At 57.4% G+C, this 17,776-nt stretch carries 17 protein-coding genes; 8 read left to right on the top strand and 9 right to left on the bottom strand.

Annotation, left to right across the window (positions count from 1 at the left end; translation table 11 throughout):
• Nucleotides 1-62 precede the first annotated feature (62 nt).
• Nucleotides 63-995 carry a LysR family hpxDE operon transcriptional regulator HpxR gene (gene hpxR, locus ABLU87_RS15765; protein WP_025106218.1) on the bottom strand — a complete coding sequence of 311 codons (933 nt, stop codon included), beginning with the start codon at nucleotides 993-995 and terminating at the stop codon, nucleotides 63-65.
• A gap of 125 nt (nucleotides 996-1,120) precedes the next feature.
• On the opposite strand from hpxR, the gene hpxD reads away from it, so the two are divergent.
• Complete coding sequence (gene hpxD, locus ABLU87_RS15760) at nucleotides 1,121-2,158, top strand: molybdenum cofactor-independent xanthine hydroxylase subunit HpxD (protein WP_014228754.1); 1,038 nt, start codon at nucleotides 1,121-1,123, stop codon at nucleotides 2,156-2,158.
• Between the two features lie 13 nt (nucleotides 2,159-2,171).
• Complete coding sequence (locus tag ABLU87_RS15755; protein ID WP_122117588.1) at nucleotides 2,172-3,140, top strand: PDR/VanB family oxidoreductase; 969 nt, start codon at nucleotides 2,172-2,174, stop codon at nucleotides 3,138-3,140.
• A gap of 10 nt (nucleotides 3,141-3,150) precedes the next feature.
• Here ABLU87_RS15755 and ABLU87_RS15750 read toward each other — a convergent pair whose 3' ends face one another.
• From ABLU87_RS15750 to leuO, 5 genes are all read right to left on the bottom strand, one after another.
• Nucleotides 3,151-4,179, bottom strand: coding sequence for an ABC transporter ATP-binding protein (locus tag ABLU87_RS15750; RefSeq protein WP_064375188.1), 1,029 nt, complete (start codon nucleotides 4,177-4,179; stop codon nucleotides 3,151-3,153).
• Complete coding sequence (locus ABLU87_RS15745; RefSeq protein ID WP_183129351.1) at nucleotides 4,180-5,754, bottom strand: iron ABC transporter permease; 1,575 nt, start codon at nucleotides 5,752-5,754, stop codon at nucleotides 4,180-4,182.
• Nucleotides 5,755-5,777: 23 nt separating this feature from the next.
• Nucleotides 5,778-6,794: an iron ABC transporter substrate-binding protein gene (locus ABLU87_RS15740; protein WP_122117587.1), complete on the bottom strand. Its 1,017-nt coding sequence runs from the start codon at nucleotides 6,792-6,794 to the stop codon at nucleotides 5,778-5,780.
• 261 nt (nucleotides 6,795-7,055) lie between these two features.
• Nucleotides 7,056-7,535 (bottom strand): hypothetical protein, encoded by a 480-nt coding sequence (locus ABLU87_RS15735; protein ID WP_162557613.1) that lies wholly within the window; start codon nucleotides 7,533-7,535, stop codon nucleotides 7,056-7,058.
• Between the two features lie 510 nt (nucleotides 7,536-8,045).
• Nucleotides 8,046-8,993: a transcriptional regulator LeuO gene (leuO, locus tag ABLU87_RS15730; RefSeq protein ID WP_014228748.1), complete on the bottom strand. Its 948-nt coding sequence runs from the start codon at nucleotides 8,991-8,993 to the stop codon at nucleotides 8,046-8,048.
• A 908-nt stretch (nucleotides 8,994-9,901) separates the two neighbouring features.
• Between leuO and ABLU87_RS15725 the strand changes: the two genes are divergently transcribed.
• The 5 genes from ABLU87_RS15725 to ABLU87_RS15705 all read left to right on the top strand — a co-directional run bounded on the left by ABLU87_RS15725 (nucleotide 9,902) and on the right by ABLU87_RS15705 (nucleotide 14,328).
• Nucleotides 9,902-10,282, top strand: coding sequence for a hypothetical protein (locus tag ABLU87_RS15725; RefSeq protein ID WP_014228747.1), 381 nt, complete (start codon nucleotides 9,902-9,904; stop codon nucleotides 10,280-10,282).
• A gap of 46 nt (nucleotides 10,283-10,328) precedes the next feature.
• Nucleotides 10,329-12,353 carry a protein-disulfide reductase DsbD domain-containing protein gene (locus ABLU87_RS15720; protein WP_122117586.1) on the top strand — a complete coding sequence of 675 codons (2,025 nt, stop codon included), beginning with the start codon at nucleotides 10,329-10,331 and terminating at the stop codon, nucleotides 12,351-12,353.
• A gap of 6 nt (nucleotides 12,354-12,359) precedes the next feature.
• Nucleotides 12,360-13,082, top strand: coding sequence for a DsbA family protein (locus ABLU87_RS15715; RefSeq protein WP_014228745.1), 723 nt, complete (start codon nucleotides 12,360-12,362; stop codon nucleotides 13,080-13,082).
• A gap of 44 nt (nucleotides 13,083-13,126) precedes the next feature.
• A complete protein-coding gene (gene dsbG, locus ABLU87_RS15710; protein ID WP_122117585.1) occupies nucleotides 13,127-13,885 on the top strand; it encodes a thiol:disulfide interchange protein DsbG in 759 nt (252 codons plus the stop codon).
• Nucleotides 13,886-13,992: 107 nt separating this feature from the next.
• A complete protein-coding gene (locus ABLU87_RS15705; protein WP_014228743.1) occupies nucleotides 13,993-14,328 on the top strand; it encodes a gamma-glutamylcyclotransferase family protein in 336 nt (111 codons plus the stop codon).
• 43 nt (nucleotides 14,329-14,371) lie between these two features.
• Here the strand turns inward: ABLU87_RS15705 and ABLU87_RS15700 are convergent, their stop codons facing one another.
• From ABLU87_RS15700 to ABLU87_RS15690, 3 genes are all read right to left on the bottom strand, one after another.
• Nucleotides 14,372-15,400: an LLM class flavin-dependent oxidoreductase gene (locus ABLU87_RS15700; protein ID WP_014228742.1), complete on the bottom strand. Its 1,029-nt coding sequence runs from the start codon at nucleotides 15,398-15,400 to the stop codon at nucleotides 14,372-14,374.
• A gap of 192 nt (nucleotides 15,401-15,592) precedes the next feature.
• Entirely contained in the window at nucleotides 15,593-15,970 is a 378-nt protein-coding gene (locus tag ABLU87_RS15695; protein WP_048263131.1) for a RidA family protein, read from the bottom strand.
• Between the two features lie 579 nt (nucleotides 15,971-16,549).
• Nucleotides 16,550-16,771 carry a cold-shock protein gene (locus ABLU87_RS15690; protein ID WP_004849645.1) on the bottom strand — a complete coding sequence of 74 codons (222 nt, stop codon included), beginning with the start codon at nucleotides 16,769-16,771 and terminating at the stop codon, nucleotides 16,550-16,552.
• 664 nt (nucleotides 16,772-17,435) lie between these two features.
• On the opposite strand from ABLU87_RS15690, the gene ABLU87_RS15685 reads away from it, so the two are divergent.
• Nucleotides 17,436-17,648, top strand: coding sequence for a cold-shock protein (locus ABLU87_RS15685; RefSeq protein ID WP_004849644.1), 213 nt, complete (start codon nucleotides 17,436-17,438; stop codon nucleotides 17,646-17,648).
• Nucleotides 17,649-17,776 lie beyond the last annotated feature (128 nt).

Here is a 17,776-nt window from a genome sequence, read left to right as displayed (position 1 = left end):
GTAGCCCGGTCAGCGCAGCGCCACCGGGGAAGCAGGCCGCAGAGTATTTCAGGCCGGGCATATTACGCAGACGGGGGGGAAGCCGCTGTCCCGGCCTGCATCTCCTCCATCACGGCGGTCAGCTTCTGGATCGCCATCTGCGCCGGGCGGGAGAGCTGGCGCGATGGCGCGGTGCACAGGGCCAGGGTGAGCGGGCGCAGCAGCTTGTTGCGCAGCGGGACAAACGCCAGTTGCCCGAGCTTCACCTCTTCCAGCACGTCCAGACGGCTGAGAATGGTCACGCCGCCGCCTTTAAGCACCAGCGATTTAATCAGCCGGATATCGTTGCAGCTGATACTGTTCGCCGGGAAAAAATCATAATGGCGATAAAGCATCGCGACCCGATCGTGGACGATTAGCGGCGCGCCGGGAACAATATGCCGCTCCTCGCTGAGCTCGCCTAGCGACAGCATCGCAGCCTGCGCCTGGGGGTGATCCGGACGCATCACCGCGCCCATCTCCAGCTCAGCAAAGGCCAGTACGCTCAGTCCGGCCTGGCCTTCAGGATCCAGAATCAGGCCGAAATCAAGATCCGCCTGCCGCACCTTCTGGCTGACGGTATGGCTATCCGCGACCTGCAAATTCAGCTCGAGCCACTGCCAGCTGCCGATAATCTCCGCCAGCGCGGCGGCAAAGCTCCCTTCCGCTAGCGCCTGCACCATGCCAAGGCTAACGGTGCCGCGCTTTAGCCCCTGCAGCTCATCAAACTTTTGCCGCGTCAGATGAAACTCCTTTTGCCAGCGCAGCAGATTGTCGTACAGCAGCTCTCCGGCGGTGGTCATGCGCAGCCCTTCCGGCAGGCGTTCGAACAGCGGCGTGCCGAAGGCCTCTTCCGCCTGCAAGATTTGCCGGTTGATGGCCGAGGCGGAAATATGCAGCTTTTCTGCCGCCCGCCGCAGGCTACCGCTGCGGGCGACCTCGGCAAAATAGAGGGCGAAACGTGAAAATGGGCTCATCGGTGACCTGTTCTCTTTTTTGCAACGGCTGGATGAATTCTTGCTGATGGATGTCAACACCCTAATATGACAACAATAAACTCACAACAATTAAACAAATGTTTTTGTGAGCAGGAAGAGAAGCCATGAACAGACCACAACCCACCCCACCCGCCCATTGCACCTTTGAGCCGGAGGACTGGCTGCGCCTGGCGAAATGCTGGCACCCGGTCGCCCGCGCCTGCGATATCGGCCCCGCGCCGGTAAAAGCCACCCTGCTTGATGAGCAGCTGGTGATCTATCGTATTAAGGGCCAGGTGGTGGTCGCTCGCGACGTCTGTCCCCACCGCGGCGTGCCGCTGACGCTCGGTTTTCACGATGAAGAAGGCATCGTCTGCCCGTACCACGGCCTGCGCTTCGGCGAAGATGGCCGCTGTAACCGTATCCCGTCCAGCCCCGACCAGCCGGTACCGGCGAAGCTCAACCTCACCAGCTTTGCGGTTGAGGAGCGCTATGGCCTGATCTGGACCTGCCTGGCCTTCGACCCGGAGAACCCGATGCCGCTGCCGGTGATGCCGCACTGGCACGACGACGGCTTTCAGCAAATCAACTGCCCGGCCTTTGAGGTCAACGGCTTTGCGGGGCGCCAGGTCGAGGGCTTTCTGGATGTCGCCCATTTCGCCTGGATCCATACCGATACTTTCGCCGACCCGGATAACCAGGTGGTGCCGAACTATAACCCGCAGGAGACGTCGTTTGGTTTTATCGCCGATTACTGGAGTTCGGTCGGCAACTATCCCGCCAGCTCCGAGTTTCGCGCGCCGGAGGGCTTCCAGTGGCTGCGCCATTTCGAGATGCATCTGCCGTTTACCGCCACCCTGACGATTCATTTTCCCGGTGAGGCCAGGCTGGTGATTATGAACGCCGCCTCGCCGGTCTCCTCGCGGATAACCCGGATGTTCGCGCCCATCGCGCGTAATTTCGATTTGCACGTACCGGTAGAGGATGTTCACGCCTTTAACCTGCGCGTCTTTGAGGAAGATCGCCTGATGGTGGAGACCCAGCGCCCGGAGAGACTGCCGCTGGATTTAACGCTCGAAGCGCATATCCCCGCCGATCGCAGCTCCATCGCCTATCGCCGCGGACTGAAAAAAATGGGCTTCGGCGACTTTTTCCTCGTTTAAGTGGAGAGCTATCATGAGCGATGTAGTAGAGGTTATCGTTGACGGCCTCTGGCGCCAGGGCAGCCAGAACCTCGCCGTCAGGCTGGTGGCGCGGGACGGGCGACCGCTCCCCGCCTGGCAGCCCGGCGCGCATATTGACGTTCATCTGCCGTGCGGCATTATCCGCCAGTATTCGCTGACCGGCCCGGAGGACGCAGACGACGGCTACCTGATCTGCGTGGCGCTGGAGAAAGCGTCACGCGGCGGTTCGCGCTATATCCATCAGCAGCTGCGCCCCGGCCAGACGCTGTTGATTTCTCCCCCGCGCAATCTGTTTCCCTTACGGGCGGCGGAGCGGGTGACGCTGCTGGCCGCCGGTATCGGCATTACGCCGCTGTACGCAATGGCGCTAAGGCTGGAGGCGGAGGGCGTGCCGTTTACGCTGCACTATTACCTGAAAAATCGCGCTCAGGGGGCGTTTGTCCGCGAACTGCAGCGGCGATTCCGCGCCGAAAGCGTGGTGATTCACAGCTCTTGCGAAGGAGACAGCGCCCGGCAGCATTTAGCCGCCGCGCTGAACAAGACGCATACCGGATATCCGATTTATCTCTGCGGGCCAGAGGGATTTATGGCCGCCGCGCGCCGGGTCGCCATGGAACAGGGCTGGGCGGAAACGCTGATCCATAGCGAAGCCTTTCAGCCTGTCGCGATGCCCGCCGGCGCTGAGGAGGGAGAAACGTTTAGCGTGACGCTTGCGTCCTCGGGAGAGCGGTGGCCGGTGCCCCCGCATAAGACCATCGCCCAGGTGCTCCAGGAGAACGGCGTCGCCGTCCCCCTCTCCTGCGAGATGGGGATTTGCGGCGCCTGCCTGACGCCGGTTATCGAGGGGGTTGTCGACCACCGCGACACCGTGCAGTCGGAGGCGGAGAAATCCGCCGGCGCGCAGCAGATCGCCCTGTGCTGCTCCCGCAGCCGGTCGGTGAATCTGTGCATTGATTTATAGCCCGTCGGCGCTAGCGGGCAAAGACCCGCGCCTCGCCCACCACCTCAATGCGTACCGCCGCCCCCGGCCGCCATAACTGCCGGCTGACGGTTTTGACGATCAGCGGCTCGCCCTGGCCGGGCATCGCCAGGGTTAACGTTGACAGGTGGCCGCTAAAGTCCACATCGCGTACGGTGAGCGGCTGTCCATCCGCTGGAGAGGGGGAGATAACCAGCTGCTCGGGGCGCAGCATGACCCTTCCTTGGCCGACGGCATGCGGATCATCGGTTGAAATTTCGCCAATCGCACAGCGCGCCCGCCCGCCGCGAAGCTCGGCGGGCAGCACCAGCGCATCGCCGAGAAATAGCGCCGTCTCTTCATCGACGGGACGGCTGTAGACCTCATACGGCGTGCCGACCTGGGCAAAACGTCCCTGACGCATCACCGCGACCTGGCTGGCAAAGGAGAGCGCTTCATTCTGATCGTGAGTCACCAGAATCGACGCGACCCCGGCCTGCGCCAGTAAATCGGCGGTGGCTTTGCGCGTGGCCGCGCGCAGCCCGGTATCGAGAGCGGAAAAAGGCTCATCCAGCAGCATCAGCGCGGGCCGCTGCGCCAGCGCGCGCGCCAGGGCTACGCGCTGCTGCTGACCGCCGGAGATTTCATGCGGCCAGTGGTTCGCCAGTTGACGGTCCAGCGACACCCTCTCCATCAGCGCCGCCACCTGCTGATATTTCTCCTGCCGGCTGCCGTCGAGGCCCCAGGCGATATTGTCCGCGACGTTCAGATGGGGGAACAGCGCGCCTTCCTGCGGCACGTAGCCCACCCCGCGCAGGTGGGCGGGAATAAATGTCCCCTGCGCAAACAGCGTGCGCCCCTGCATAACAATGCGCCCGCTATCCGGCGTTTCGAAACCCGCGAGGATCCGCAGCAGCGTGGTTTTACCGGAGCCGGAGGGACCAACTATCGCCGTCCGGCTGCCTGCGGCCACCGTCAGATTCAGGTTTTCGAGCACCCGCGTACCGGCAAAAGATTTTGAGATTGAGGAGAGTTCAAGCATTTACAGGCCTGCGATTTTTTTCGACTGGATATAGAGAATGCCGGTCAGCGGCAGCGAAAGCAGAATCATCAGCATCGCGTAAGGCGCGGCGGCGACGTAATCAATTTCGCTGGTTAGCGCCCAGAAGCCGGTCGACAGCGTGCGGGTGCCGAGCGGGGAGAGCAGCAGCGTGGCGGTCAACTCATTGGTGATGCCGAGAAACACCAGCGCCGCCGCTGCCGCCGCGCCCGGCGCCGCCAGCCGCATGGTCACGCTCCACAGCGCCCGGCCGGGGCTGCGGCCCAAACTGCGGGCGACGTTTTCCAGCTCCACGGGGGCCTGAGCGATGCCGGCGCGCAGGTTGACCAGCGCCCGGGGCATAAACATCAGCAGCCAGGCGAGCAGCAGCGTGACCTCGGTCTGATAGATGGGGCGCGCGTAGTGAATGGTGACCGTCACCAGCGCCAGCGCCGTCACGATGCCGGGCAGAGAGCTGGTCATGTAGTTACACCCCTCCAGCAGTCGAATAAGACGCTGCGGATAGCGAACGCCCAGCCAGGCAATGGGAATAGCGCAGGCGGTGGTGAGGAGAGCGCCCACCGCGCCGAGCAGCAGCGTTTGTCGCAGGGAGAGCCAGAGGTCGGCGTTTAACCAGTTCTCCACGCCGCCCAGCCATAGCCAGCGGCAGAGCACCATCAGCGGAACGCCCAGCGCCAGCATCACCAGCGTCAGCAGCGCGAGCTGGAGAGGGATCGTCGCCAGCCGGCCCAGCGGCTGCCGCTGCTGTTCGCGCGCGGTGCCCGAACCGATGCGGGCATAGCGCGCTTTCCCCCGCGACGCCCCTTCCAGCAGCAAAATAGCCAGACAGCAGAGCGCCAGCACTCCGGCCAGCATGTTCGCCGCCGGGCCGCTGAAGGTTGACTGGAACTGGTCATAGATGGCGGTGGTAAAGGTATCAAAACGCACCATCGCGAACAGGCCAAACTCCGCCAGCAGATGCAGCGCCACCAGCAGCGCGCCGCCGCATATCGCCAGCCTGAGCTGGGGCAAAACCACGCGGAAAAAGATCCGCCACGGCGGCGTACCTAATGAGGCGGCAACATCTTCCAGCGTCGGGTCCAGCCGCCGCAGAACGGCGGCAACCGGCATATAGATAAACGGGTAGTAGGCCAGCAGCGAAAGAAACACCCCGGCAGAGAGGCCGTGCATTGCCGGCACCGCGCTGACCCAGGCGTAGCTTTGCACAAAGGCCGGGATCGCCAGCGGCGCTACCGCCAGCACCGACCAGAGCCGCCGCCCCGCCAGCAGCGTGCGCTCCGTCAGCCAGGCCAGGCCAACGCCCAGCGCAATGCACAGGGGTACCGTCAGCGCGATAAGCCACAGGGTATTGCTTAACAGCTCAGCGACGCGCGGGCGAAAGACCAGCGCCTGGATTGTCTCCCAGCCGGTATCGACCCCTACGGCAATAACAAAACCCGGCGGCAAGAGCGCCAGCAGAGAAAACAGAACGGCTAACGCGATCATCGGAAAAGCAGGACGCCTGCGCTCGGGCAGGCGTTGGGCTTTTTTTCCGAGCGCGAAACTCAGAGAAGACATAGCGTGTTCACTTTAACGGACGATTACAGCAGGCCAGCCTGGGTCATCAAATCAACCACTTTTTTGCTGTTCAGCGAAGACGGCTCAACCTTCGGCGCCTCTAACGCTTTCAGCGGCGTCAGCTTCGGGTTGGACGCGGCGCTGACGCCAACGGCGTATTCAAAGGCGTTATTGGTGCGCAGTTCATCCTGTCCCTGCTTGCCGGTGATCCACTTGATAAAGGCCTGAGCCTGTTCCTGATGTTTGCTGGAGGCCAGCACGCCGCCGCCGGAAATGCTGACAAAGGCGCCCGGATCCTGGTTTTTAAAGTAGTGGAGACGGGTATTTTTGCTGTTCTCGCCGGTTTTCGCCTGATCGACAAAGCGGTAGTAATGATAGATAACGCCGCCATCAATCTGACCGGCATTCACCGCTTTCATCACCGTGCTGTTGCCCTTGTAGGCCACAAAATTGGTTTTCATCGCTTTAAGCCATGCCAGGGTTTCCTGCTCGCCTTTCAGCGCCAGCATGGCGCTGACGATGGCCTGAAAATCCGCGCCGGATGGCGAAGCGGCCCAGCGCCCTTTCCACTGCGGCTGCGCCAGATCCATCAGGGATGTCGGCAGCTGCGCTTCGCTGATTTTCGCCGGGTTATAGACGAATACGGTGCTGCGGGCGGCAATGCCTATCCAGCGGCCGTGCTCAGGGCGGTACTGCGGGGCGACCTGTTGAAGGGTCTCGGCCGCCAGCGGCGCAAACAGCTTCGCGTTATCCACCAGCACCATCGCCGGGGAGTTTTCGGTCAGAAAGACATCCGCCGGGGATGCCGTCCCCTCCTGCACCAGCTGATTACCCAGCTCGCTGTCGCCGCCGTTACGCAGCGTCACTTTAATTCCCGTCTCTTTGGTAAAGCCGTCAACCCAGGACTTCACCAGATTTTCATGCTGCGCGTTGTAGACCACAATCCCGTCGCTGCTGGCCGCCGCCAGCGCCTGCGGGGCAATAAACGCGGAAGAAGCCATCAATGCAGCGGAGCAATAAGACACCAGACGAAAACGCATAAACTAATCCTTAATAGAGGTGGGCGAAGAGTCACTGGCCGCCGGCCGGCAAGGATTAAATCACAGAGGAATGTGAATGATAATGCAAACAATTACCATCTAATGAAAAAAGTGAAATGTACTGAGCGCGGGCGGATAAGGGCGAGAAAAATGCTATAAAAAAATAACCGTCGCGGTGAAGATTAAAATAACCTTAAGATGACTTCATTTTTTATTACGGTTCTTTCAAAGCCCCACAGCGGGCGGGTTTTCGCCACTGTATTAGCGAAAACTCCACTGTATGCTCACCACAAAGACGGCGGGAAGAATAATTCCGCTTTCAACGCCGAAATAATTGGTAAAGTTGTACTGAAAACCATGATAAATATAGGGAGAAAAGCCGATGCCGGTGGCGTCTTTAAAATCCTTATAAGAACCATGATCGCCGCAGTGCTCGAAGGCCGAGAAAAAAAACTCGCCAACGTAGCCATAAATTCCCTTAAACACCCAGCCGTTGCCCAACGAGACCCAGTCGCGGCGAACCCCCAGCGCAATGCAGCGATCGTCAAAGCTGTTTTTCATCGTTCCGGCCAGCAGGCTGTACGGCGAATCTTCGGAGAACCTGCGCTCAACGGAGGCAAACTGGTTGTCAAAACCTTCGGTGTACTGGCCGTGGTTGTTCGACAGATGGTAAATCCAGGAGCCGGTATTAACCGAATACAGGTTGATTTCATCCGCCTGTAGGGCCGTCGATGACATCATCAGGGCGGCGACGGCCACCGCAGGCTTCATCATTTTTCTGCGCATCAACATCATCCCCTGGTTCAGGCGTCGGCCCGGCTGGATAATAAGAGTATATACCCGTCGTCTTTCAAGTTGCTTTTTTGTTGGCTACGTTCGTTCACCCCAGTCACTTACTTGAGTAAATTCCTGGGGATTAATGAGAGGCTCCAGCTCTCACCGGCGGCCAGCCTTCGGCTGGTCAAATTCGTTCCCGACGAATTTGTCACTCTCTTGCCGCCTCAAAGCAAATCGAAATCCATTGGGTACAGAAACCGCCGGTTGGCTCTGCCGGAGAAATGCGCGATTTTCGGTAAATAGATTTTTTAATGAAATTCTGGTGGGTTAATTTTATTAATACAGCGTATTTTATCCGGTCATCAGTGCCTGATGAACAAGAATAAAGGAGGGATCTTAATTAATTTTCAGGGCGAGAGTTGAGCGTGAATAATAAAATACCTGGCGTCTTACCAGGCATTTCTTCAGGTCTATTTAGCGCTGGCAAATTTTTATTAGCAGCTCCGCCATCCAGCGATGGCTTCTCTCCTGGCCCGCCGTTTCATGCCACGAAAGATAGCAGGTACGGCTGTCCATTTCTAAAGGCAGCGGCAGCAGCTGTAGCGCAAACTGCTCTTCAAACTCTTTCGCCAGCCATTCCGGCGCGATAGCCACCATATTGGTTTGCGACACCACGCTCAACACGCTGACCATCGCGTTACCGTGAAAAGCGACGCAGGCCTGCTGCTCTTCAGAGCTATACCAGGGATAGCTGAAGGAGGCGTAGCGATCCAGCGCGACGGTGGCGTGCTGCTCGCGATAAATATCCTCCTCGCTCAGCGGCGATGCGATACGCGGATGGTTGCGCCTGGCCACCAGCACCATTCGGTCATGGAACAGCGGGATGCTGGTAAATTCCGGATGATTGAATTTGTTGTAATCGAGTACAAATTCCACCTCCTGATAGCGCAGCTGATTAGTCACCTGCTGACTTAGCGAAGATTTAAAGGAAAGAGTGACCCTGGGAGCAATCTCGCTGATTTTGTTAAAAATAAGCGGAGTCAGGTAGTTATCCAACGGGCTACAGACGCAAAGGTTGTAATTACGTTCGCAGTCCAGCGGGTCGAAAAGCGTATCCGGTAGCTCATTTTGCACCAGCGACAGCGCGCGACGAACGGAGCTAAACAGCTGAAAGGCGCGCTCCGTCGGTTTTATCCCGCGGCCGTTGCGGACGAACAGTTCATCCTTAAACAGCACCTTCAGGCGAGAGACCGCGCTGCTGACCGCCGGCTGAGACATGCCCAGCGTGTGCGCCGCTTTGGTTAAGCTTTGCTCCTGCATAACGGTATCAAAAATGGTTAACAGGTTAAGATCGACTTTCCGCAAGACGGGCTGCCGGACTTTCGGTTCAGAGGTTGCTTTAGATGTTGTATTTTCACTCATGTAGGGAACTCCACCAGCACATTAATCAGCGATTCTGCTTCGTAACACTGAGACCTTTCGCCAAAGGAAAAAAATGGGCAGATAAATCACCATCGGCCCCAGCAGCCATGTGTTATCGGTTTCCAGCAGCACGCTCAAATGTATGAAACTTATTATCAAAATGGTAAACAGTAAAAGAATATGAAACGTATTATGTTTTCTGGAGAAAACGGCATAGCGGTAAAGCATTCTTTTTTCCTTCGTTCACTCCTTGAACAAGGGAGAATACCATATAAAAAGTGATGAAATTTCTGAAAAATACGCGACTAAATCCTAATAAGTAGATTCACATTAAAATTATTCAGATTTGCTTAGGTAAATCTTAAACACTCCAAATTCAGATATTCCTTTGCCAGGGCAGTCGCGATAAAACCAGGCAATCACATTCCGTCGCGAGTAATAGCGAGAGAAGAGAAATTATTTCACAGGCAATAATAACGGCTATGTAGCAATAGCAGGAAAGAGATCTAAAAGGAGTGATTAAAGATGTTCAGAGGCGTATTCAACAGAAGCGGGAGGCTTTATTACCGATACCGTGCGGATCCGCTAAGCAAGTGTTGGGCCGCCATCGAGGCCTCGAACCCCGTTCCCTACAACGTACGTCGTTCGCTCTTCCAGATGAGCTAATGGCGGTCAGGCGCTAAGCAGTCACGTCCGGCAGCGGCGTGCCGGTACCGCTTAGCGACGCGAATAGTAGCCGAATGCATCAACGCTGTAAATAATATAAATGTACGAAATACCTGAACGCCCGCCTTTCCGCCGCATACGCCGGCAACGTTATCCATCCAGACAAAACCTTACACGCCAGCCTCTTGTACATTGATAAGGATTGTTTATGATCCTCGGGTTCTGTCTTGTCCTGGTACCCTATGCACAATCGTCGGCTTCCTGGTAAATGGTTTTTGATACTGACCTGCCTGGTCATGGCATTCTGCCTTGTTCAGCGGGCGGCCTATCTGCACCATTTTTTGGCCGATGTCGGCGCCGGCACGCAGGCGATACCCTTCAGCGCGCAGGCCCAGCAGCCGTCTTCTGAGGAGGCTGAGCCAGGCCCCTCGCCCTGTCAGCTGAGCGCTAAATCCCTGCTCTGCGCGCAGCCGCTATTCTTTGATGGCGCCTTACCTGCCGTCATACTCTTCCTCGCCCTGCTTCAGCTGCTCACCGCAGGGCGTCCGGTGGTTTTCCGGGACGATCCCGTCCGGCCGCCCACGCTGCGAATACACCTTAAAAACTGCGTTTTCCGTGAATGAAAAAATCGTTCTTAAACGATTAATTTTTTAATTCACGGAGAAAAAAATGCTGAATATCTTCAGGGGCTTCGTCTTCCTGTTGCTGGCCTGCGCGGGCGTTGCCCACGGGGCGGACACCGGATGGCTGACATCCCCGCAAAACGACCATGCCCGGATCCGCTTCCAGGCGGAAAAAGGAAACGATCGGATCGACGGTCTGCTCTCTATTGAGCTGGCCTCCGGCTGGAAAACCTACTGGCGCTCGCCGGGCGAAGGCGGCGTCGCCCCGCAAATCATCTGGAACAACGGGGAACAGGCGCGGTGGTACTGGCCTGCCCCGTCAAGATTCAAGATTTCCGGCCTGACGACCCAGGGCTACCATGACCGGGTCGCGATCCCGATGACGATCGCCGCCGCCCCCGGCGACGTGCTGGAAGGCACGCTTACGCTATCGACCTGCAGCAACGTCTGTCTGCTGACCGACTACCGGCTGCGTCTCGATTTCAATCAGCCCGCGGACGGCGATTTCCGGGACGCCTTTGCCCGGGCCATGCGCACTGTCCCGGCAGATACCGGCATAACCAACGATCTCGCCGCGCATCGGGTCGGGAGCCAGCTGGTCATCACCGCCACCGCGACCGGCGAATGGAAAAACCCCGGGATCTATTTTGACCCTATGGACGGGGGAATTGTGGCCGGCGATCCGGACATTCGCGCCGAGGGCAGCCACCTCAAGGTGACGGTACCGGTCACCGACGAATGGGGAGAAATCCCCGCCACGCTGGCAGGAAAAGCGCTGTCGTTGGTGCTGACAAATGGTGAAAAAGCGCAGCAGATAAACCTTACGACTGGCGCGGATCTCGCCCCGGCGGCGACGGTTAGTCTCGGGAAAATAGTGCTTTTCGCGCTGCTCGGCGGCTTAATCCTTAACCTGATGCCGTGCGTATTGCCGGTGATGGGCATGAAGCTCAGCGCGGTGCTGCAGGCCGGTTCAGATCGGGGCATGGTCAGACTGCGTTTTCTGGCCACCAGCGCGGGTATTCTGACCTCGTTTGCTCTGCTGGCGCTGATGGTGACGATACTGAAGCTCACCGGCGCATCGCTGGGCTGGGGGATCCAGTTTCAGAATCCCTGGTTTATCGGCTTAATGGTTGCCGTCACCTTTCTCTTTTCGCTGAACCTCTTCGGGGTAGTCGAGATGCTGCTTCCCTCGGCAGCCGTGAGCCGGATGGCGACCGCCGGCGGCGCCGGGATGGCGGGCAGCTTCTGCGAGGGCGTTTTTGCCACCCTGCTGGCAACGCCCTGCTCGGCTCCCTTCCTGGGTACGGCCGTCGCTTTCGCGCTTGCCGCTCCGCTTCAGGAGCTGTGGCTGATTTTTCTGGTGCTCGGGCTGGGGATGGCTGCGCCGTGGCTGTTCGTCGCCCTGTTCCCGCAAACCGCCGTCCTGCTCCCCCGCCCCGGCCGCTGGATGAACACCCTGAAAATGGCGCTTGGCGTCATGATGCTGGCCTCCAGCCTCTGGCTGACGACGCTGCTCGGCCTGCACCTGGGCGAAACGGCGGGCGGCATGCTGACGCTGGCCCTCACCGTGGCGGCCCCGATCGCCTTGTTAGTCGCCCGTCCGCGAGCGACGCCAGCCTTCTGGCTGGTGATTATCGCGCTGGCGGCGTTTGCCGGCTTTCAGGTTCGCGGCCTGCTCGCCGAGGGTGCCATCGTCTCGTCGCCGGAGGCTAACGCTCAGCAAATTCGCTGGCAGCCTCTCAGCGAGGCGGCCATCCAGAGCGCGCTGGCGGATGGCAAACGGGTGTTTATCGATATCTCAGCTGACTGGTGCGTCACGTGCAAAGTCAATGAATACCGGGTGTTAAATCAGCCCGCCATCATCAGCGCGTTGGCTGAGCCGGATGTCGTCGCGCTGCGCGGCGACTGGAGCAAGCCCTCTGAGCCGATCGCCCGTTTCCTGCAAAGCCGAAATCGTTACGCCATTCCCTTCAATCAGGTCTACGGTCCAGGCGTGCCGCAAGGAGAGACGCTCCCGCCGCTGCTCGATCAACAAAGCGTCCTGAACGCGCTCACTCATGCCAGAGGTTAATTAACGATGAAAAATACGCTGCTCACTTTTCTTCTTCTCTCGGCGTCGTTGACGGCGTCAGCCTCGTCGCCGCTCACGCCGGCGCAGGAGGCCCGCGTGCAGGCACTGGTCCAGGAGACGCTGCTCAGCCATCCTGAAATTTTGATCGCCGCGGCCGATAAGCTCGATCGGCAGAATGCCCGGGCGGAACAGGAATCGCTCAACCAGGTGCTGTCGCAGTACGGCGATTTTCTCTTTCACGACCCCCACTCACCGCGAATCGGCGCGCAAAAGCCGAAGCTGACGCTGGTGGTCTTTACGGATCATAACTGTCCGTATTGTAAAAAGTTTGACCCCTATCTGGAGAAGATTGTGGAAAAATACCCGGATGTTGCGGTGATCTTTAAGTTTCTGCCCTGGCGCTCCGAAAGCTCAATGACCGCGGCCAGGGATGCGCTCACCCTGTGGCGCACGCATCCTGAACAGTTCGCCAAATTTAATGCGATCCTGATGGCAAAAAAGGGGTATCACGACGGCGCCAGCCTTGAGCAGGCGAAAAAAAAGGCGGGCGTCATCGTGGCTAAGCCGGATGCGCAAAGCCTGGAGACGATTCAGAAAAGCTTCTCTGTCGCCGAAAAGCTCGGCATTCAGGGAACGCCGGCCACGCTAATTGGCGATGAGATGCTGTCGGGCTGGATCCCCTGGGAGCAATTTGATGCCACAATCGGCGATGCGCTGAAAAAACAGTAACCCACGTCAGGGGGAGCGTTCCCCCTGCATTGAGAGGCGATATGATGAAATATATTTTCCTGCTGGCGGCCTGGATGATACCGGGCCTGGCGCTTGCGGAGGGGGCGATTCCCCAGATAGTTCAAAACTTTGGTGAACAGCAAGGGATCAAAATTATCAAGGAGATAGACTCCCCCGGCGGCGTAAAAGGCTGGGTCGGTCAGTATCAGGATATGGGGGTGACCCTGTTTTTAACCCCGGACGGAAAGCACGTCATTTCCGGGTATCTTTACGATGATAAAGGGCAAAACCTCAGCGAGGGGTATTTTAAAGAAGCGATCTATACCCCATTAGGCCGCGAAATGTGGAAGAAGCTGAACGATGCCCGGCCGCTCAAGGAAGGCGCGGATTCGGCGGCCAGAAAAGTCATCGTCTTCGCCGATCCGTTCTGCCCTTACTGCAAGACGTTCTGGTCGGCGGCGCAGCCGTGGGTAAAAGCCGGTAAGGTCCAGTTGAATACCCTGCTGGTTGCCTTTCTCAACCCGAAAAGCGGCCGATACGCCACGGCAATCCTGAATGCCAAAGATCCGGTAGCCGCCTGGCAAGAGTATGAACTCTCCGGCGGCAAAAAAGTGCCGCGCTTTGACGGCGTGACGCCGCGCGAAACCTTTAATCTTCTTCAGCATAACCAAAAGCTGATGGATGATTTGGGCGCCAGCGCGACGCCGGCCATCTATTACATGAATGAACAGAACGAACTCCAGCAGGTGGTCGGCATGCCCGACAAGAAACAGCTGCTGGAGATGTTCGGACCTGAGCCCTGATGAAGAGCGGGCGTCCCGCGGGGCGCCTTGCCAACCCCCGCCAGAGCTCGTATTTTATGACCTGCTCTGCCCGTCCGGGCCTTCAACGCTTGAGTGATTGAGGAATAATGGAACGTTTATTTGTCTACGGCACGCTGCGTCCGGGCCACTCCAATGCCCATATTATGGACAACATTGGCGGCGAGTGGCTGCCCGGCTATGTGCAGGGTCTGTTTTATGAACGCGGCTGGGGAGCGGCGGCGGATTTTCCGGGGATCGTGCTCGACAACAACGGGCCTCGGGTCGACGGCTACCTGTTCCTGTCCGCGAATCTTAGCGCCCACTGGCCAATGCTGGATGCGTTTGAAGAGGGCTACGACCGCGTTGCCGTTGACGTTACCATGGAAGACGGCCAGCGCGTGACCGCCTGGATCTATCAGCTACAGCCAAAGGTCGCAGCGTAAAACCCTTTCGCCCCGCGCCTGCGGGGCGTCGCTCAGCGCGGGTTTATGCGTCGCGCCAGCCCATTGCCGGCGCAACGTGCTTCAGTATGGACTCAATCACGTGGGCGTTATACTCCACGCCCAGCTGGTTCGGCACCGTCAGCAACAGCGTATCCGCTTCGGCAATCGCCTCGTCCTGCTTCAGCTGTTCGACCAGCTTATCCGGCTCTGCGGCGTAGCTGCGGCCAAAAATGGCGCGGGTCTTCTCGTCGAGAAAACCTATCGAATCGCTCTCGTCACGGCCTGAACCGAAATACATCCGGTCGCGATCGTTCATCAGAGCGAAAATGCTGCGGCTGACCGAAACCCGCGGCGTGCGCGTATGGCCCGCTTCTGCCCATGCCTCGCGATAGGCGCGGATCTGCTTCGCCTGCTGGATATGGAACGGCTCGCCGGTTTCATCGTCTTTCAGCGTCGAACTTTGCAGGTTCATCCCCAGCGTTGCCGCCCATCTTGCCGTCGCATTCGAACCGGCGCCCCACCAGATTCTCTCGCGCAGCCCTTCAGAATATGGCTCAAGCCGCAGCAGTCCCGGCGGATTGGGGAACATGGGCTGCGGGTTAGGTTTCGCAAACCCCTCTCCGCGCAGCGCGTCCAGCAGCACTTCGGTGTGGCGGCGCGCCATGTCGGACTCGTTTTCGCCCTCGCCGGGAACATAACCAAAATAGCGCCAGCCATCGATCACCTGCTCCGGCGAGCCGCGGCTGATACCCAGCTGTAAACGGCCGCCGGAGATTAAATCCGCCGCGCCCGCATCCTCGGCCATATACAGCGGGTTTTCATAGCGCATATCGATAACGCCGGTGCCGATTTCAATACGTTTGGTTTTCGCCCCGACCGCTGCCAGCAGGGGAAACGGCGAGCTGAGCTGGCGGGCAAAATGATGCACCCTGAAATAGGCGCCATCCGCGCCCAGCTCTTCGGCGGCAACGGCCAGATCGATGGATTGCAGCAGCGCGTCAGCGGCCGAGCGCGTCCCGGACTGCGGCGACGGCGTCCAGTGACCAAATGACAAAAAGCCAATCTTTTTCATGACGTGGGTGTCCTGGGTTGCAGGGAGGTCGTTGGCAGGTGGCGCATAATGAAAAACGTGTCTGCCGCGTTATGCCTCTACTTTACGCATAACCCGGTGAGAATAAATATTGTTTGTTTAACCGAATGCATCAAATAAATTGATTGAGTCTGCCCGGCGGCGCAGACCGCGGCCCGGGCAATAAACACTGGCTCACAGGCCGAATATTGCCTCAATTTCAATTTTGAGATCCGCAGAAAACAGGCGGCTGACTTCTACGAGCGAGCTGGCGGGTAGATGATCGCCGTAGTTCCGGTAAAGCACTTTGCGCAACTCGTCGATCTCATCAAAAGAAGTGATAAAGATCGTGACTTTGATAAGAGAGGAAAAATCGATGCCTTCGGCGCGGGCAACGGTTCGTATCTGCGTAAAAACCTCCTCCGCCTGTGCGCCAATACCGGCCTGCTGCGCACGGGTGCCAAACGCGGTGAGCCCTGAAATATAGAGCGTGTTCCCGTGCTTAACCGAATGAACGTAGGGCGCCTTGACCTCGCCCAGTTCAGGGTAATTTTTTCGTACCATCTGACCCATACACTCCTCCTTATTTAACAAGAAACTGACTTGCCTCACTCGTTCGGCGGTCTTGTCGTCAGCCGCTAAACAGCGGCTGATAAGGCTAATGGCGCGCGCTTTTCATGGCATCCTGCCTGCCCGGATTGCACGGTTCTTTTGTGCCTGGAAGATAAAATTTTCCGGACGAGTCAGGCTGCGTTCCGCCGGGGCAACCATCGCGTCCCGACGCGGTCGCGCTGCCATCAGAGCCATTGCCCCCATCCGAGTTATTCCCATTCCCGCCGTCGCCGCCATTCCCACCGTTAGCGGCAAAGGCTGAGCATGCGCACAGCATGAAGAAACACACCAAAAAGCGTCTGACCATCACTATCCCCTGTCATCGGATTTAAATACTGACTGAAAGCCGATGAATTGTACGCGCTTCCAGAATCCGTTGAACGCATTTCTGCCGCATCGCCGGATAAGAAAAACCGTACGCAACGCGGCTGTCGTTGCGCTCAGGGACAGGACATGGAATAAGGGAGGAAAATCCTGGGACAGGCCGTCGTGATATCGCCAGCACGGCTTTCGCTATCGCGGGCGTAACGCTATAAATCGTTATTTATCGCACAGTATGACATGGGTGGCGGCAGGGCCTTTGTCATCTCTATGGAGTATGGCATATTCAACTTTCTGGCCTTCAAACAGGGTATTAAAATTATCACCACGCAGCGCCGAGCAATGGACCGAGATATCTTTACCGCCATCGAGAGGTGAAATGAAACCAAATCCCTTCGACTCATTATACCACTTGACCAGACCTTTAATTCTTGAGGACATACTGACTCCAGTTGCGCATCAGGTAATTGACAGAAAACGTGTCGGATTAAACGTATGGACTCAAAAGAAAGGGGGTATCAGCGATAGCGCCTGGTAATGAGAACGGGCCGGTAAAATTTTTAAGTGCATGCGTTTTTTCGGATTAATAATTTCATTAAGGCATGAATACCATTAATAAGCAAATGAAATTTTAGCCGTCCAGATACCCCGATGGGGATAAATAATGAGAAACGGCCTAAATTAATCGCGCTGCGACCGGTGATATGGCTTCACCGCCGGGTGAGCCTGTTCGGAAAAATAAAAAAACATTCTCTGCAGATTCATCCACGTCACCGTAACCAAAAATCGAGTTAATTCAATGAAATACTGAAAGTTATTATCATTACGCCATCAGCAAGTCGCTGGTGAATCACTCCCCCCTCTTCCCGTATCACTCTCCGCCCCGGCAATATCAATTGAAATAAGTCTTGCTATCCGCGGTGAAGTATGTGACTAATGATTGGTCGGTTAAGTACACAGACATAATAAAGCGGTTCAGTAAAGCAGTCCTCATCTTAAGTGTTATCCGTTGATAATTCTTCCTTTTGAGTCTCCTTATCGTTATTAATTAGATTCTGTGCGAAACCTTTTCGCCGTAAGGCTCAGATATGTTGAGGTATTATCAATGTCTAATAAAATGACTGGTTTAGTAAAATGGTTTAATGAGTCGAAAGGCTTTGGTTTCATCACCCCGGACAACGGTAGCAAAGATGTGTTTGTACATTTTTCCGCTATCCAGGGCGGCGGTTTTAAAACCCTGAACGAAGGCCAGAAAGTCGAATTCACCATTGAAGATGGCCAGAAAGGCCCTTCTGCCGGTAACGTCTTCGCCATCTAAGCTGCGCTTTATTTGCTGGCGGTAGATTTCAGCTTCGCTGCCGATGATGGACTCACGCCAGTTAAAAAACCCTGACATCATGTCGGGGTTTTTTCGTTATATCGCGAGCCGTCAGGTAATAAAAAACA

This window comes from Klebsiella sp. CB_Kp196, assembly GCF_040061575.1.
In the GTDB taxonomy this organism is placed as follows: domain Bacteria; phylum Pseudomonadota; class Gammaproteobacteria; order Enterobacterales; family Enterobacteriaceae; genus Klebsiella; species Klebsiella michiganensis.
This window is presented reverse-complemented; position numbering and strand designations above follow the sequence as displayed.

Bases quoted from the DNA above. Each gene is read 5' to 3' on its own strand.
- ABLU87_RS15735 (WP_162557613.1), bottom strand. From the start codon at position 7,535: ATGATGTCATCGACGGCCCTACAGGCGGATGAAATCAACCTGTATTCG.
- ABLU87_RS15750 (WP_064375188.1), bottom strand. From the start codon at position 4,179: ATGCTTGAACTCTCCTCAATCTCAAAATCTTTTGCCGGTACGCGGGTG.
- hpxD (WP_014228754.1), top strand. From the start codon at position 1,121: ATGAACAGACCACAACCCACCCCACCCGCCCATTGCACCTTTGAGCCG.
- ABLU87_RS15700 (WP_014228742.1), bottom strand. From the start codon at position 15,400: ATGAAAAAGATTGGCTTTTTGTCATTTGGTCACTGGACGCCGTCGCCG.
- leuO (WP_014228748.1), bottom strand. From the start codon at position 8,993: ATGAGTGAAAATACAACATCTAAAGCAACCTCTGAACCGAAAGTCCGG.
- ABLU87_RS15725 (WP_014228747.1), top strand. From the start codon at position 9,902: ATGCACAATCGTCGGCTTCCTGGTAAATGGTTTTTGATACTGACCTGC.
- ABLU87_RS15745 (WP_183129351.1), bottom strand. From the start codon at position 5,754: ATGTCTTCTCTGAGTTTCGCGCTCGGAAAAAAAGCCCAACGCCTGCCC.
- dsbG (WP_122117585.1), top strand. From the start codon at position 13,127: ATGAAATATATTTTCCTGCTGGCGGCCTGGATGATACCGGGCCTGGCG.
- ABLU87_RS15755 (WP_122117588.1), top strand. From the start codon at position 2,172: ATGAGCGATGTAGTAGAGGTTATCGTTGACGGCCTCTGGCGCCAGGGC.
- ABLU87_RS15715 (WP_014228745.1), top strand. From the start codon at position 12,360: ATGAAAAATACGCTGCTCACTTTTCTTCTTCTCTCGGCGTCGTTGACG.
- ABLU87_RS15685 (WP_004849644.1), top strand. From the start codon at position 17,436: ATGTCTAATAAAATGACTGGTTTAGTAAAATGGTTTAATGAGTCGAAA.
- ABLU87_RS15705 (WP_014228743.1), top strand. From the start codon at position 13,993: ATGGAACGTTTATTTGTCTACGGCACGCTGCGTCCGGGCCACTCCAAT.
- hpxR (WP_025106218.1), bottom strand. From the start codon at position 995: ATGAGCCCATTTTCACGTTTCGCCCTCTATTTTGCCGAGGTCGCCCGC.
- ABLU87_RS15740 (WP_122117587.1), bottom strand. From the start codon at position 6,794: ATGCGTTTTCGTCTGGTGTCTTATTGCTCCGCTGCATTGATGGCTTCT.
- ABLU87_RS15695 (WP_048263131.1), bottom strand. From the start codon at position 15,970: ATGGGTCAGATGGTACGAAAAAATTACCCTGAACTGGGCGAGGTCAAG.
- ABLU87_RS15720 (WP_122117586.1), top strand. From the start codon at position 10,329: ATGCTGAATATCTTCAGGGGCTTCGTCTTCCTGTTGCTGGCCTGCGCG.
- ABLU87_RS15690 (WP_004849645.1), bottom strand. From the start codon at position 16,771: ATGTCCTCAAGAATTAAAGGTCTGGTCAAGTGGTATAATGAGTCGAAG.